The sequence below is a fragment of the Micromonospora sp. NPDC005707 genome, assembly GCF_040631005.1.
In the GTDB taxonomy this organism is placed as follows: domain Bacteria; phylum Actinomycetota; class Actinomycetes; order Mycobacteriales; family Micromonosporaceae; genus Micromonospora.
The window spans coordinates 303,601-317,314 of sequence record NZ_JBEXYR010000006.1 but is presented as its reverse complement, the minus strand read 5'-3'; the positions used below and the strand labels follow the sequence as shown (position 1 = coordinate 317,314).

General features: G+C 69.9%; 15 protein-coding genes. 10 read left to right on the top strand and 5 right to left on the bottom strand.

Annotation, left to right across the window (positions count from 1 at the left end):
- Positions 1 to 35: 35 nt before the first annotated feature.
- Entirely contained in the window at positions 36 to 290 is a 255-nt protein-coding gene (locus ABZ452_RS14415) for a DUF2188 domain-containing protein (RefSeq protein ID WP_357942545.1), read from the top strand.
- Positions 291 to 437: 147 nt separating this feature from the next.
- Here ABZ452_RS14415 and ABZ452_RS14410 read toward each other — a convergent pair whose 3' ends face one another.
- Genes ABZ452_RS14410 through ABZ452_RS14400 form a run of 3 tightly spaced genes read right to left on the bottom strand, consistent with a single transcriptional unit; the run spans position 438 to position 3,550 of the window.
- Positions 438 to 974 carry a GNAT family protein gene (locus ABZ452_RS14410; RefSeq protein WP_357942543.1) on the bottom strand — a complete coding sequence of 179 codons (537 nt, stop codon included), beginning with the start codon at positions 972 to 974 and terminating at the stop codon, positions 438 to 440.
- 51 nt (positions 975 to 1,025) lie between these two features.
- Positions 1,026 to 1,685, bottom strand: coding sequence for a response regulator transcription factor (locus ABZ452_RS14405; protein WP_357942541.1), 660 nt, complete (start codon positions 1,683 to 1,685; stop codon positions 1,026 to 1,028).
- The gene (locus ABZ452_RS14400; protein ID WP_357942539.1) at positions 1,649 to 3,550 is read right to left on the bottom strand and encodes a sensor domain-containing protein; all 1,902 of its coding nucleotides are present in this window, start codon (positions 3,548 to 3,550) and stop codon (positions 1,649 to 1,651) included. Before ABZ452_RS14400 ends, ABZ452_RS14405 begins: the two co-directional genes overlap by 37 nt.
- A gap of 133 nt (positions 3,551 to 3,683) precedes the next feature.
- Here ABZ452_RS14400 and ABZ452_RS14395 point away from each other — a divergent pair, with 133 nt between their 5' ends.
- The 7 genes from ABZ452_RS14395 (at position 3,684) to ABZ452_RS14365 (ending at position 9,548) form a co-directional block, all read left to right on the top strand.
- Positions 3,684 to 4,448, top strand: a complete 765-nt coding sequence (locus tag ABZ452_RS14395; protein ID WP_357942537.1) for an ABC transporter ATP-binding protein — start codon at positions 3,684 to 3,686, stop codon at positions 4,446 to 4,448.
- A complete protein-coding gene (locus tag ABZ452_RS14390) occupies positions 4,433 to 5,938 on the top strand; it encodes a hypothetical protein (protein ID WP_357942534.1) in 1,506 nt (501 codons plus the stop codon). The genes ABZ452_RS14395 and ABZ452_RS14390 overlap by 16 nt, the downstream gene beginning before the upstream one ends.
- 173 nt (positions 5,939 to 6,111) lie before the next feature.
- Positions 6,112 to 6,474 (top strand): MarR family transcriptional regulator, encoded by a 363-nt coding sequence (locus ABZ452_RS14385; protein WP_357942532.1) that lies wholly within the window; start codon positions 6,112 to 6,114, stop codon positions 6,472 to 6,474.
- A 21-nt stretch (positions 6,475 to 6,495) separates the two neighbouring features.
- Positions 6,496 to 7,962, top strand: coding sequence for an MFS transporter (locus ABZ452_RS14380; protein WP_357942530.1), 1,467 nt, complete (start codon positions 6,496 to 6,498; stop codon positions 7,960 to 7,962).
- A gap of 26 nt (positions 7,963 to 7,988) precedes the next feature.
- The gene (nadC, locus tag ABZ452_RS14375) at positions 7,989 to 8,846 is read left to right on the top strand and encodes a carboxylating nicotinate-nucleotide diphosphorylase (protein ID WP_357942528.1); all 858 of its coding nucleotides are present in this window, start codon (positions 7,989 to 7,991) and stop codon (positions 8,844 to 8,846) included.
- Positions 8,847 to 8,865: 19 nt separating this feature from the next.
- Positions 8,866 to 9,159, top strand: coding sequence for a DUF1330 domain-containing protein (locus tag ABZ452_RS14370; protein WP_357942526.1), 294 nt, complete (start codon positions 8,866 to 8,868; stop codon positions 9,157 to 9,159).
- A gap of 20 nt (positions 9,160 to 9,179) precedes the next feature.
- Positions 9,180 to 9,548, top strand: a complete 369-nt coding sequence (locus ABZ452_RS14365) for a tyrosine-type recombinase/integrase (RefSeq protein WP_357942524.1) — start codon at positions 9,180 to 9,182, stop codon at positions 9,546 to 9,548.
- 216 nt (positions 9,549 to 9,764) lie between these two features.
- Here the strand turns inward: ABZ452_RS14365 and ABZ452_RS14360 are convergent, their stop codons facing one another.
- Positions 9,765 to 9,938: a hypothetical protein gene (locus tag ABZ452_RS14360; RefSeq protein ID WP_313722246.1), complete on the bottom strand. Its 174-nt coding sequence runs from the start codon at positions 9,936 to 9,938 to the stop codon at positions 9,765 to 9,767.
- A 579-nt stretch (positions 9,939 to 10,517) separates the two neighbouring features.
- Positions 10,518 to 11,681: a helix-turn-helix transcriptional regulator gene (locus tag ABZ452_RS14355; RefSeq protein WP_357942522.1), complete on the bottom strand. Its 1,164-nt coding sequence runs from the start codon at positions 11,679 to 11,681 to the stop codon at positions 10,518 to 10,520.
- 543 nt (positions 11,682 to 12,224) lie between these two features.
- Between ABZ452_RS14355 and ABZ452_RS14350 the strand changes: the two genes are divergently transcribed.
- Positions 12,225 to 12,710 (top strand): hypothetical protein, encoded by a 486-nt coding sequence (locus tag ABZ452_RS14350; protein WP_357942520.1) that lies wholly within the window; start codon positions 12,225 to 12,227, stop codon positions 12,708 to 12,710.
- A gap of 409 nt (positions 12,711 to 13,119) precedes the next feature.
- Positions 13,120 to 13,701 (top strand): hypothetical protein, encoded by a 582-nt coding sequence (locus tag ABZ452_RS14345; protein ID WP_357942518.1) that lies wholly within the window; start codon positions 13,120 to 13,122, stop codon positions 13,699 to 13,701.
- Positions 13,702 to 13,714 lie beyond the last annotated feature (13 nt).

The window sequence follows — 13,714 nt, the reverse complement described above, 5'->3', positions numbered from 1 at the left end:
CACCGCACAGTCGGGGCAGATATTCGTGACCGACCATGACGATCAGGGAGGCGAAGAGCATGGCCAAGGGCGACATCGACACCTACCCGCAGGACGGCCAGTGGAAGAACCGTCCGGAGGGCAACCAGCGCGCGAGCAGCGTGCACGACACCAAGGCGGAGGCCGAGGCCGCCGGCCGCGAGATGGCCAAGCAGCGGGACGCCGAGCACGTCATCAAGAAGCAGGACGGCACCATCGGTGAGAAGAACACCTACCCCCGCAGCCGCGACCCCCGAGAGATCCCCGGCTGAGCCGTGAGCGCGTAGCAAGGACCGTCTCCCGATGGAGGCAACAGCGCGGAAGCCCGTTACCGGCCCAACCGGAACGGGCTTCCGGCCTGTATACCGCCATGAGCCGCAGCCCGCACCCGCGGCCGCCCGCACTTCCTGGACCAGCCGTCATGCAGGTGGTGGGGCTGGGCACGGCTTCACCACCTGGTACATGGCGTGGTCCTGCCATCGGCCGGCGATGTTGAGGTATTCCGGCGCCATGCCGTACCGCACGAACCCGTTGCGTTCCAGCACCCGCTGCGATCTGGCGTTGTGCAGCAGGGTCTCTGCCTGCACCCGATGCAGCCCCAATTCATCGAACGCCACCCGCACGATCTCGCGCACCGCCCTGGTCGCGAAACCTCGGCCGTTGTGGCTGGCGCTCACCCAGTAGCCCATGGCGCATGACTGGAACGGGCCGCGCACTATGCCGCTGAGCGTGATGCGGCCGATCACGCGACCGGAGTCGTCGAGGATGACGTGGGGCAGCTTCGATCCCTGTTCGTGCTGCTGGAGATCGGCTTCGATGACGGCGTGCTGGCCGTCTGCCGTGAAGTAGTCCTCGCTCCGGAGCGGTTCCCACGGCGCGAGGAACTCACGGTTGACGCGGAGCGACTCGGCCAGGGCCGGCGCGTCCTCCGGGGTGACGAGTCGGGTGATCTTCACTCGCCCATCGTTCCAGGCGGGCAGGTCGCCCTCCGCGCCAGGCTGGGCCTCTCAGCCGGCGCCGTCGAGGTAGGCCAGCACGGCCAGCACCCGGCGGTTGTCGTCGTCGGAGACGCTGAGGTCGAGCTTGGTGAAGATGCTGGCCGTGTGCTTGCCGACGGCGCTCTCGCTGAGGAAGAGCCGCTGGCCGATCGCCGCGTTGGAACGGCCTTCGGCCATCAGCGCCAGGACCTCCTTCTCGCGCGGCGTGAGCCGGTCGACCGCCCGCCCGGACGCCGTCGTCGGGGCGCCGGCCAGCAGCTTCGCCACGACGTCCGGGTCCATCGCCGTGCCGCCGCCGGCGACCCGACGAATGGCGTCGACGAACTGGTCCGCGTTGAAGACCCGGTCCTTGAGCAGGTAGCCGATCCCGCCGGTGCCGTCGGCGAGCAGCTCGCGCGCGTACAGCCGCTCGACGTGCTGGGAGAGCACGAGCACCGGCAGGCCGGGGATCTCGCGCCGGGCGGCCAGCGCGGCCTGGAGGCCCTCGTCGGTCTGGGTCGGCGGCAGCCGTACGTCGACGACCGCCACGTCCGGCCGGTGCTCCAGGAGGGCCTTCAACAGGTCGGGACCGTTGTCCACGGCGGCGACCACGTCGAAGTCGTGCGCCTCCAGCAGCCGGATGAGCCCCTCCCTCAGGAGGTAGAGGTCCTCGGCGAGGACGACGCGCACGGTACCTCCAACGTCACGACGGTCGGGCCGCCCGAAGGACTCTCCACCCGGACAGTACCGTCGAAGACCGCGAGCCGGTGCCGCAGGCCCCGCAGGCCGCTACCCAGGGCCGGGTCGGCGCCGCCCCGCCCGTCGTCCTCGACCCGGACGTAGAGGGCCCGGCCGTCGTGCTCGATCCGGACCTCGACCCGCCGTGCCCCGGAGTGCTTGGCCGCGTTGGTGAGCACCTCGCTGACTGCGAAGTAGACGGCAGCCTCGATCGGCGCCGGGACGCGGCCGGTCAGGTCGACCGTCACCGTGGTCGGCACCGGCATCTCCAGGGCCAGCGCCCGGACCCCGTCGCCCAGCCCGCGCTCCTGGAGGACGGGCGGGTGCACACCGCGTACGAGGTCGCGCAGCTCGGCGAGCGCCTCCGCCGAGGTCTTCCGCGCCTCCGCGATGAGCTTGCGGGCGGCCGCCGGGTCCTTGTCGATGAGCGACTCGATGTGGCCGAGCGCCATGCCGACCGCCACCAGCCGGGCCTGGGCGCCGTCGTGCAGGTCCCGCTCGATACGGCGCAGCTCGGCGGCCTGGGCCTCGTTGGCGTCGTCGCGGCTCTCGGTCAGCTGCCGCACCCGCAGGTCGAGCCGGGCTTTCTCGGTCGGCCGCAGCAGCCAGCCCGTCCACCGGCCGTGCAGGCGCAGCGCGGTCGGGGCGGACACGAGGCCGAAGACCATGAGCGCGACGCCGAGCACGAGAGCCAGCCACGGCCGGCCGGCCAGGGCCAACGGGCCGTCGACGGCGTCGTCGCCGACCAACAGCCGCACCGCGGGGATCACCTGGCCCAGGAAGCCGACACCGACCGCGCCGACCGAGGCGCCCACGATCGCGCCGCCGACGATCGGGTCGAGCAGCAGGAAGAGGAAGTCGCGCCAGGTGGCCGGGTCGCGCCAGGACCGGTCAATCCGCAGGTTGTAGCGGGCCCACTGCGGGGTCTTGTAGAGGTGCTTGTTCACCTCGTAGAGCCCGTCCGGCCGCCGCGGAGGCAGCTGCGGCTCCGGCCGGTAGGGCTCGTCAACCGTCACCCCGGACCAGTCGCGCGCCAGCCGTCGGCGCAGGTTGGTGAGCCACCGGGTGTGCTCGGCGAACGGCGACAGGAAGATGACCAGGCCCACCGCGAAGAGCGCGAGGACCAGCAGGGCCAGGGCGGCGTAGATCGCCGACCCGATGGTGAACCCGGCCAGAGTGGCCAGCCGGAGGAGGTCGTAGAGGCACCTGCCGTACCAGCCTCTGATCGCGCCCACGCAGGCCGGCTTCGGGCCGAGCACCTGGCCCGTCCAGCGGTCGTGCGCCCGCACGGCGCCCGGCGCGGCGGCGAACCCGACCACGGCTGCGACAGCGCCTACCGGGATCGCCCACCAGCCGAGCGCTCCGGGCCGGACGGCGGCGAGCGCGCCGCCGCCGGCGATGAACGCCACCGGACCGAAGCCGAGCACCGTGCCGACCATCGGGTTGGCGAACATCCAGCCGAGGTCGCGCCAGGTTGCCGGGTCGCCGGTGACCCACTCGACGTAGCGGATCGCGCGCGGCCAGTGCGGGTGCTGGTAGAGCTGGCGGCCGTGCAGGTAGCGGCCGTCCGGCTCGGACTCGGGTGGAGGCGGCTTCGGGGTGTACGGGGCGGGCACGCCGCCCGCGACCCGGCGGGCGAGCGCCGTCACCGGGCGCATCTGGACGAACGGCCACGGCACGAGGAAGAACAGCCCGAGACCGAAGCCCGGAACGAGCAGCGCGAGGTGGACGACCAGGAGCATGGCCGACGCGATCGCCAGCCCGCCGCGTACGAGGGCGCTCCCCGTCGCGGCCATCCCCCGCGTCATCCACGTCATGCGCACAGTCTGGCCTGCGCGGCTCGCTGGCCGCACTGGGTCCAGGGCCCGTTTCGAGGGGTGGGGCCAGCCACACCCCCTCGGGGATCTGGCGTCATTACCGCGCGCACGTTCGATTTCTAGCGTTCCAGGCATGACACCAACGACTCCCGCGCTGAAGCTCTCGGGCCTCACGAAAAGGTTCGGGGACACGACCGCGGTCGACGCGGTCGACCTCACCGTCCCCGCCGGCTCGTTCTTCGGCCTGGTCGGCCCGAACGGCGCCGGCAAGACCACCGCGTTGTCGATGGCGGTCGGGCTGCTGCGCCCGGACGCCGGCACGGCGCACATCTTCGGCACCGACGTATGGACCGACCCGGTCGCCGCCAAGCGGCTCGTCGGCGTGCTGCCCGACGGCCTCGCGATGACGGAGCGGCTCACCGGCCGCGAGATGCTGACCTACCTCGGCCGGCTGCACAGCATCCCGCGTGACGTGCTGGACGAGCGGATCGACGAGCTGCTCGCCGTGCTCGACCTGGAACGGGCCCACCGCACTCTGGTGCTCGGCTACTCGGCCGGCATGCGCAAGAAGATCGGCCTCGCGACCGCCCTGCTGGCCGCCCCGAAGCTGCTGGTCCTGGACGAGCCGTTCGAGGCGGTCGACCCGGTGTCGGCGGCCACGATCCGGTCGATCCTGCGGCGTTTCGTCGCCGGCGGCGGCTCGGTCGTGCTGTCCAGCCACGTGATGCCGCTGGTCGAGCAGCTCTGCGACACGGTCGCCGTGATGAGCCAGAGTCGCGTGGTCGCCGCCGGTCCGCTCGACGAGGTCCGCAACGGCCGTTCCCTCGACGACGCGTTCGTCGCGCTCGTCGGCGCCCGCACCGCCGGAGAGGAGCAGTTGTCGTGGTTGGGGTCCTGATGCACACGAAGTACCTGGTCCTGCGCCACTCGTTCAGCGGAGCCAAGGCCGCGACGACGGTCTACGGCCTGATCGCCGGGCTCCTCGCCGCCGGCGCCACCATCTGGTTCGTCGTGCGGGCCGGCGCCGGAGCCGGCGACCTGCTCGCGCTGACGCTCGCGTCCTGGGTCGTGGGCTGGGTGTTGGCTCCGATGATGGGCAGCGGCGACCCGGGCATCCGCAAGGAGCACCTGGACCGCCTGCCGATCACCCACCGGCGCAAGGCTGTCGCGCTCTTCGCCGCCGCCCTGGTCGGCGTCGGACCGGCCGTCATGCTGGTCGCCGCCACGTCCCTGCTCGGGTACGCGACCCGCCTCGGCGCGGGCGCTGCGGCGGTGGCCGTGCCGGCCGTACTCCTGCTGGTCCTGCTCGTGGTCGCGGTGTCCAACGCGGTCGTGGTGGGCGTCGGCTCGCTGCTGAACACGCGACGGGCGGCCGCGTTGATGGCCGTCCCGTGGGGCGTGCTGATCTGCCTGACCGCGCAGGGGTGGACCCTCATCGCCGCGTTCGGCGGCGCCGCCGGCGGGCCGCTGCCGGCCGAGTTCGCCCGCGGTCTGCGGGTCGCGCCGTCGGGCTGGCCGGTCGCGGCCGTCGAGGCGGCCGGCCGTGGGCAGTGGGGCACGGCGCTGGCCGCGCTCGCCGGCATGGCGGCGATCCTCGCGTTGGCGGTGCTGGTCTGGGCCCGCCTGCTCCGCCGGCCGCAGCCGGCGCCGGTCATCACGCCGGGAACCTCGCAGGCCTGGGCGCCGCCGACCGCCATCCGCGCGGTGCTTGGCAAGGAGCTGCGGACGTGGAGCCGCGACCTGGTCCGGATCCACTTCCTCACGTTCGCGCTCGTGTACGCGGTCACGTACGCGCTCCTGCCGCTCGCGATCGGCTCCACCGACTACCTGCCGATGACCGGCGTCTTCGGGCTGGCTCTCGCGGCGGGCTGCAGCGCCCACCTCCACAGCTCGGACGGCACGGCACTGTGGCACACGCTCCTGGCGCCGGGCAACGAGCGGGCCGACGTCCGTGGTCGTCAGCTCGCGTGGCTGGTGGTGGTCGGACCGCCCGCCGTGGTCCTGACCGCGCTCGGCGCGATCGCACACGGTGAGATGACGATGGTGCGCTGGGCGATGGCGCTGCTGCCCGTGACACTGGGCGCGGGTGTCGGAGTGATGCTGCTGATCTCGGTGTACGTGCCGATCCGGATGACCGACCCGCACCGCCGGGGCAGCAACCCGGGCCAGGACGGTGGCTCGCTCGCCGGGCTCGTCTGGCTGGTGCTTCCGGTCCTGGCGGTCGCCGCCGCCCCGGTCATCGTGCTTGTCGCCACCGGGCTCCCGTGGGTGGGCGTCGCAGCCGGCTTCGCGATCGGCGGGCTGCTCGCCTGGGGCCTCGGCCGGCTCGCGTACCGGCGGCTGGGCACGCACGGCCCGGAACTGCTGGCCAAGGTCGGCAAGGCCTAGCCGAGACCGACGCGGCGGGCTCGTACGTGCGGGGGCCGATACATAAAGGCTTCATATAAATCTGCTATGCTTCGAGCGTGAGTCGCCGAGACGTCACTCGTGGCGCTTCCACTGCAATCGGGTCAGCGCTCTACGGGCTGGCCACCAGGGCCGTGAGGCGCCTTCCCCGTGACATGAGCCTTACCTCCGCCGCCACCCTGGCCACCCTGGACAGGACCGGCCCACGACGGATCACCGATCTCGCCGTGATTGCGGGCGTCACCCAACCCGCGATGACTGTCCTGGTCCGGGTGATGGAGGAATCGGGGCTGGTCGAGCGGAGAGGCGACCCGTCCGACAAGCGGGTGACGCTGGCGTGCCTGACCGAGGCCGGCGCGTCCTACGTCCGGGCGCGGCGCCAGGCGGGCGTCCAAGCGTACGTAGGGTTGATCGACAAACTCACCGACGACGAGGTCGAGGCGTTGGTGGCCGCCCTTCCGGCGCTGCAGCACCTGGCAGAGCTCGACAGCCAAGATCGAGAAGACTCGAAGCAATGACATCACGACCGGGACCAGCCGATGAGCACTAACCCGGAGCGCTCCGAGGCGCGGCTGCTGGTCCCTGCCCTGATGTTCATCGCCCTGGTCGTGGCGGCGGTCGCCAGCCTCGGGACGCCGCTGATCACCAGCGTGGCGACCACGTTCCACGTCGCGCTCGACAGCGCGCAGTGGACGCTGACCATCGCGCTGCTCAGCGGCGCCGTCGCTACGCCCGTCCTCGGCCGGCTCGGAGCCGGCCCACACCGACGAGCCACGATCCTCGCCACGCTGGCGGTCGTCGTCGCCGGCAGTGCGCTCACCGTGCTACCGCTGCCGTTCGCGTGGCTGCTCGTCGGTAGGGCGGCCCAAGGCGTCGGGCTCGGTCTGACGGCGCTGATGATGGGCGTGGCCCGTGACCATCTTCCCGAGGGGCGTAGCGCGGCCACGATCGCCCTGATCTCGGTGGTCTCGATCATCGGGGCCGGGGTCGGGTACCCGCTCGCCGCGCTGCTCACCGAGATCGGCGGGGTCCGGACCGCCTACGGCCTCGGCCTGTTCGTCACCGCTGTCGCTCTCCTGACCGCGTGGCGCTCCATACCCGCAGCTCCCGCAGGCCGCTCCGCTCACCTGGACGTAGTGGGCGCGCTCGTCCTGGCCGGTGGACTGTTCCTCGTCCTGTTCCTCGCAAGCCAGACGAGTCTCTGGAACCGTCACCTCGCCGTGGCGGTGGCTCTCGCCATCGTCGCTGTGCTCCTGCTCTGCGTCTGGACCGCCACCGAGCTGCGCAGCAAGACGCCGCTGGTCGATGTCCGGGCGATGCGGCATCCGACGGTCGCCGGGGCGAACATCGCCATGTTCGTCGCCGGGATCGGCATGTATCTCCTCCTCACGCTCATCACCAGGTACGCGCAGACGCCGCACAGCGCCGGCTACGGCTTCGGGCTGACCACCTTCGTCGCCGGGCTGGTCCTCGTCCCGTTCTCCGCACTGGGGTTCGTCGCCGGCAAACTCACGCCTCGGGTTCGCGAGCGGATCGACGCCCCGTTGGTCCTGGCCGGCAGCGCCGTCGTCGTCGGTGGCGGGTTCGTCCTCTTCGCGGCGGCCCGGTCGAACCTGGCCGAACTCCTGGTAGCGATGGGCGTGCTGGGCTTCGGTGTCGGCAGCTTCTCGGCCGCCATGCCCGGCGTCATCCTGGCCGTCACCCCCAAGAGCGAGACCTCCAGCGCCATGAGCTTCAACTATGTCGTCCGTAGCGTCGGGTACTCCCTCGGCAGCGCCACAGGCGGCCTGGTCCTGGCCGCCGGCACCAACCCCGGCCGTCTCTTCCCGAACGATGGCGCCTACACCACGGCGGCGCTGGTCGGCATCGCCGCGATGGCGATCACCACGTTGACCAGCCTCGCTCTCGCCCGCCAACGCTCACCGCAGCCCAACCCGACCGCGGCCCCGGCCGGCGTGCCCAGCAAGGGCCACCGGCACGCCCCATCCGATCGAACCGGAAGCTGAGGACCGCCCGCATGCAGTTCCCTCACATGGCAGCCCGCAAGGCCGTCACCCTCGCGCTGTCCGAAGACGCAGCCGCCGACGACGTCACCACTCGATGGAGCGTCGCGCCGCGACAACGGGCGACGGCAGTCATCAGCACCCGCCAACCGGGCCTGGCCGCCGGCGTACCTCTGGTCGCCGAGGTCTACGCCCGTATCGGCGGTGAAACACAGATCGACGAATCAGTGCCCGACGGCACCCGACTGGAGGCCGGCGACGTCCTGGCGAGGATCTCCGGCCCCGCACACCAGATCATCACCGGCGAACGGACGGTGCTGAATTTCCTCCAGCGCCTGTGCGGCATCGCCACACTCACCGACCGGTACGTGGCCGCTGTACGCGATCTGCCTGTCCGCGTCCTGGACACCCGCAAGACCGCCCCCGGACTCCGGTTGCTGGACAAGTACGCGGTCGCCGCGGGCGGCGGCCACAACCATCGGCTGGACCTCGGCGCCATGGTGCTCCTCAAGGAGAACCACATCGCGGCCGCAGGCGGCATCACCGCCGCCATCGACAACGTCCGTAAGAACATGGCGTCGGAGGGCAGGACCAGGGCCGTCGAAGTAGAGGTGACCACGATCGCTCAAGCCCGTGAGGCGCTACGGGCCGAGCCGTCATGGATCATGCTCGACAACATGACCGTGCCCCAGTTGGCCGAAGCCGTCCGACTTCGCCGCGAACTGGCCCCCGACTCCGACATCAGACTGGAGGCCTCGGGCACGATCACCCTGGACAACCTGCGCGCCGTCGCGGAAACCGGTGTCGACGCCATCTCCGTCGGCGCGCTGACCCACAGCGCACCGGCCATGGATCTGAGCATGCTTCTGAGCATCAGCCGATCTTGACAAGAAAACTGGAGGTTCCGTGGCCAAGGGCTACTGGGTCAGTGTCTACCGCACCATTTCAGACCCCGAAAAGCTGGCTGCCTACAACAAACTGGCCGGCCCAGCCGTCCGGGCCGGGGGCGGGCGAGTCCTCGCCCGCGGCGGTCGGGTCGTCGCACACGACGCCGGAATCGCCGAGCGCACCGTCCTGATCGAGTTCGACAGCTTCGAACTGGCCGTCGCAGCACACGAGAGCGAGGCCTACCAGGAGGCGCTCCTCGCCCTCTCCGACGGCGTCGAGCGCGACTTCCGCATCATCGAAGGTATCGACTGAGCGAGGGCTTAGTCGGCGACTTGTCATCGTCGCCACCTGCGAGCGGCTTTCTCGTCGAGCACGAGAGCGCCAACCGGACCGACGGCCAGGCGCTCGTCTTCACCACGAGCACCGGCGAGCCGATCCGTCGAGGCACCTTCCGGAGTCGAGTCTGGAAACCGTCGCCGCAACGTGCCGGCCTGCCGGTGGCTCTACTCTTCCACGACCTGCGGCACTCCTATGCGACCTGGCTGGTCTCCGACGGCGTACCGATCAATGACGTGGCGAAGGTGATGGGGCACGAGCAGACGTCGACGACATCGAACCGCTACACCCACTCGCCGGCTGAGCGTGACCGCCGGGTGTCGAAGTCCTTTGCTGCTTTCTCGCCGCCTCCGGGCAACGACTGACCCTCAAATACGAGTCAAGGGCCCCTCGATCGAGGGGCCTTGGGCTTGCCTTATCCATGGTGGGCGATACTGGGATCGAACCAGTGACCTCTTCGGTGTGAACTCTCGGCAAGCGGGTCGGATCGGGCTTGATGCGAGGTCAGAAGGCGTGTTGACGCGCTTCTGGGCTCGGTTCGGCTGGCACGGTTGCTGTACTCCGCTGCTGTACTGCTGGCATCACACGAGGCGCTGAATGCGGACCTTCGGGCGCTCGTTCTTGAGGTGGCCTTGCTTGTGCTGGCGCACTTGCTCGTCCCAGACCTCCTGGTCGTAGTCGGGGTCCGGCGGGATCCACCTGTGGGAGCTGTCGCTGTAGTGGAACTTCTCGTCGCCGGGTCGCAGGATGCTCATCTCGTCCAGCCGAGGAAGCGCCGATGCAGCGTGCCGGCGGGTGCCCAGGTCAGGTCGGCGGTGGCGCGGACAAGCTGCGCCCCCATGTAGAGGGAGAGGGACACCGGGGCGTCCTCGAACTCTGCTCGCAGTTCCCGCCGCCGAGTGACGCACGGCCATGGTGCGCCACAGCCACCGCAACTCCAGATCGGCAGCACCGGCCCGTGGGCGGTCACTCGTCACGTCCCGCGAGCCGATCCGGATAATGGTCAAACGGCCCACCGTCCGCCGTCGAGTGGTGCTCCGCGCCTCGCACCTGATCCAGAAGCCGCCGCCGGGCCGCTTCCTGCTCCCCGGCCTGGATGCGCTGTCCGACGCCCGGCACCGCTGGCGTCGACGGGAGGCACCGACCCGCGATCCGTCTCAGAAGTCCGACAGTCACCGTCACGTCCGGCTCCTCCCTGTGAGGGAGCGCAGATCACCGGCCGATGTGCCGTGTCCGCGCCCCGGTGCAGTGAGGACCAGAGTCGCGCCGCAAACGTCGTCGATCCAGACAGTGATCGTCCGCTAACCGGTTGTGCTGTCCGCTGATGGCCCACGTCAAGGGGCGTACTCGGCGCACAGTTCACGTAAGGCCGCCGCCTCCGGCACCCCGGCCTGCTCCACCTTCGCCAGCAGTTCCGTCGCCCGCCACCAGTTCGACGGCACCACCCGCCCGGACACGACAGCCTCCGTCCCGAGAGCGACCGCCTCGTCCGGCTGCCCGGAGGCAACCAGGGCAAGACCGAGGTCGAGACGCGCCGACGCAGAACGGCGTGGCCGTGCACCTCCGTCGCCGTCGGGGTCCAAGTCGGCCAGCACCGCCCTCGCCACCTGCTCGGCGCCCGGGTCGCCCGCCCATGACAGGGTCGTGGCCGTATACGCGGCAGCCTTGGCTGGGTCGTAGCGATAGTGGTGCTCGGCACGCCCCGGAACCGGCAGGTTGGCCGTCAGCCGCTCCACGCGGTCCAACGCTCGTCTGGTCTCACCGACGTCACCCATCCGCGCCCAGGCGCGCGCCTCCTGGGCAGTGGCCTGGATGTAGGCGGAGCTGCCTTGCGGGGCGATCCGTTGGGCTTGTCGAGAAAGGTCGAGCGCTGCCCGGTAGTCGCCCTGGGTCAGCACGTCCCAGGCACGGGTCTCCAGGCACCATCCCCGGATCTCCGCATGCTCCGCGTGCTCGGAGAGGTCATGAGCAGCCCGCAGATGGGCAGCAGCCGCGGCCCGCTGTCTCAGGTCGATGTGCACGGTGGCCCGCAGCACCGCGAGCCACCCGCCGGCGACCAGCAGCCGGCGTTGCTGCGTAAGCGTGACGCGCCCGTCCAGCAGCCGGCCCACATATGCAAGATGCCGCCGTACCAGCGGCAGGAGATCAGCCGGGGCCGTCGTCGGATAGGCGCTGGCCAGATCATCGACGCCCTGCTCGATACGGTCGAGCACATCCTTGCCGACGTCGCTGGCCATGACCCTCGCGCGCAGCTCGCCGGCCTCAGCAGCATGGTCGATCGGCGCATCGACCATGCCAGCGAGCACGCCTCCGGCATTGAGAACCCGATCCAGGTGGCGCGCGGTATCGGCGGTCGGAGCCTTGACCCCCGTTTCCAGCTCGTGCAGGTGGCTCTTACTCCGATGGGCGAGCTGCCCGAGCGACCGAAGCGACAGACCCCGTCGCTCCCGAAACCCACGCAGAGCTACGCCGAAGCGCGGGTCGACGAATGAAGCCATACGCCGCTCCAAGCTGAAGGGTCAGGCGGACTCACCCGGCCGCAATACGGCAAGCCACCGATGTCGACGGTACCCCCGATAGTCAGCGCACCGATGACCCCTCGCTTGTAAGCTCTGTGCGTCGCGTCCGCACAGGTCCGGCCACGGCTGCACGCTCGGAGATTCGTCCGTGCCAGCGCTCGCAAGTGTGCCGCCGCCCGACGGCGTTGCTGTCAGCGCTGCTGTCGACCGTCGTTCCGTCGGCGACCCAGGCGGACACCCGCCGGAGGGCTCCGGTCTCGGGGATGCGCTACGATCGCGCGACCATATGATCAACCCAGCTGGCTCGTCGGCGGAGGGCGCGTGCCGCAATATCGTCGACGTGGCCACTGGCGTACGGGAACGGCTGGTGGGCGCCACTGGGTCTCGCCTCACACAGTGAATCGTGGCCGCAAGCCCTCAAGCTGGGGATGGTCGTCGCCCCCACAGCCCACTTACTCGACACGGACGTCTTGGGCACGCCTGGCGAAGCCGAATGCGAAATGCCCAGTATGCGGCGCCGCCGTGTACTACTACGCCAACGAATTCGGGAGCAAAGTCTACTTCGACGCGGTAGGCCACCCCTGGCCGAAGCATCCGTGCACGGACAATCAAGAGGCCAGCAGCAAGAACACCCAGGGCGCCCAATGGAAGCCTGTTGCGCCTCGGCGACCTGTCGCGCTAAAGGCCCCGAGTGGCGTGATGCCGATAGGTCTTCCGAGCATTCCGCTCCGTAAACGGTGGTGGCCCTGGGCGTTGGCGGCCCTGGTTGTGCTGTTCCAGGTGATCGTCCTTCTGTCCCAGGGCGTGATACCCAACGACACCTATCGGAAGCTGGAATGTACCGAGCAGGTGGAAGCCGCCGGCGCGGATGCCGATAGCTATACGGCATACGAGCAGTGCGAGGACTGGGTGAACAATCGTGGTCCAAAGCCACCAGGCGTCGACGTGGAGCAGGGCACTCGCAGGATCAAGGATTTGATCGGATGGTCGGCGGGGGAGCAACCCTGAACCCCTCCGACGGCCTGCCAATCATCTCAGATCCGGCGGATCGGCGTCCTGACTTGGGGCGAGCTCTCTCGTTTGCGCTACAACGATTGTCGGCGTCAGTCGTGCCCGACGATCTCGCCAGTCCATCGCTCGCCGTTCAGGTTCCGGCATCAGCGGCGACCCCCGTCGGGGGGATGCGGTATCAAGCTGTCGGCTGCTGCCAACCGGTGGTTACACGCCTCGACGAGCAGGAGCCGGACATCATTAGGTGGCATTCCGGGCCGACCCGCATCAGGGCTCGCGCTGCCTTCTTGCTGCCTTCTGCCTGACGCCTCGCTGACGGGCTCTGTGCAGCTCGTGATTCTCAAGGGGCCCATCCCCGCTCAGCGGAGGCTGCCCATGATTGCGGTTCGGTGGCATAGTCACCGGCGTGAGCGCACTGAAGAACGGCGACCAGACGACCGCGCCAGACGACGTGATCAAGGCAGCGGTGACCGACGCCTGGGACTTCTGGCTCAGCCAACGGGAGGTGTCGCTGCCCGAGCTAATCCAGGCGGCGACCAAGGAGGCGGTCAGGGAGTGGCTGGACGAGCGTGGGCCAGAGCTGTTTGCCGCTGCGATTCGCGAAGCCGCCCGCGCGGCGGCCATCGATGCCGCTACGCAGCGCAAGATCAGCCCATCCGACGAGACACCGCAACTCGGTCTCGCTGAGGTGCGCCGCGCGTGGGATGAGGTCACCAAGGCAACGGCCAAAAAGAGCAAGCGTGTTGCAGCCATCGTCAGGGCTGCCTGGGTCGTCCACGTAGACGACACACAGGTCAATCTTTACGTACCAAGCTCCGTACTGGAGAAGTTGCTTCGCCCGGAGCTGCACTACGTCGAGAAGGCCCTCTACGAGACGCTAGGCGTCCGGTGGACGGTGTCCGTGACTTCCCAACGGACCGAGCCCAATGCTGATCGTCCCGGCGAAACGTCGTCAGCGCCGCTCCCAACCAACCCGGGGGTAGCCTGACCGCCCGCACTAG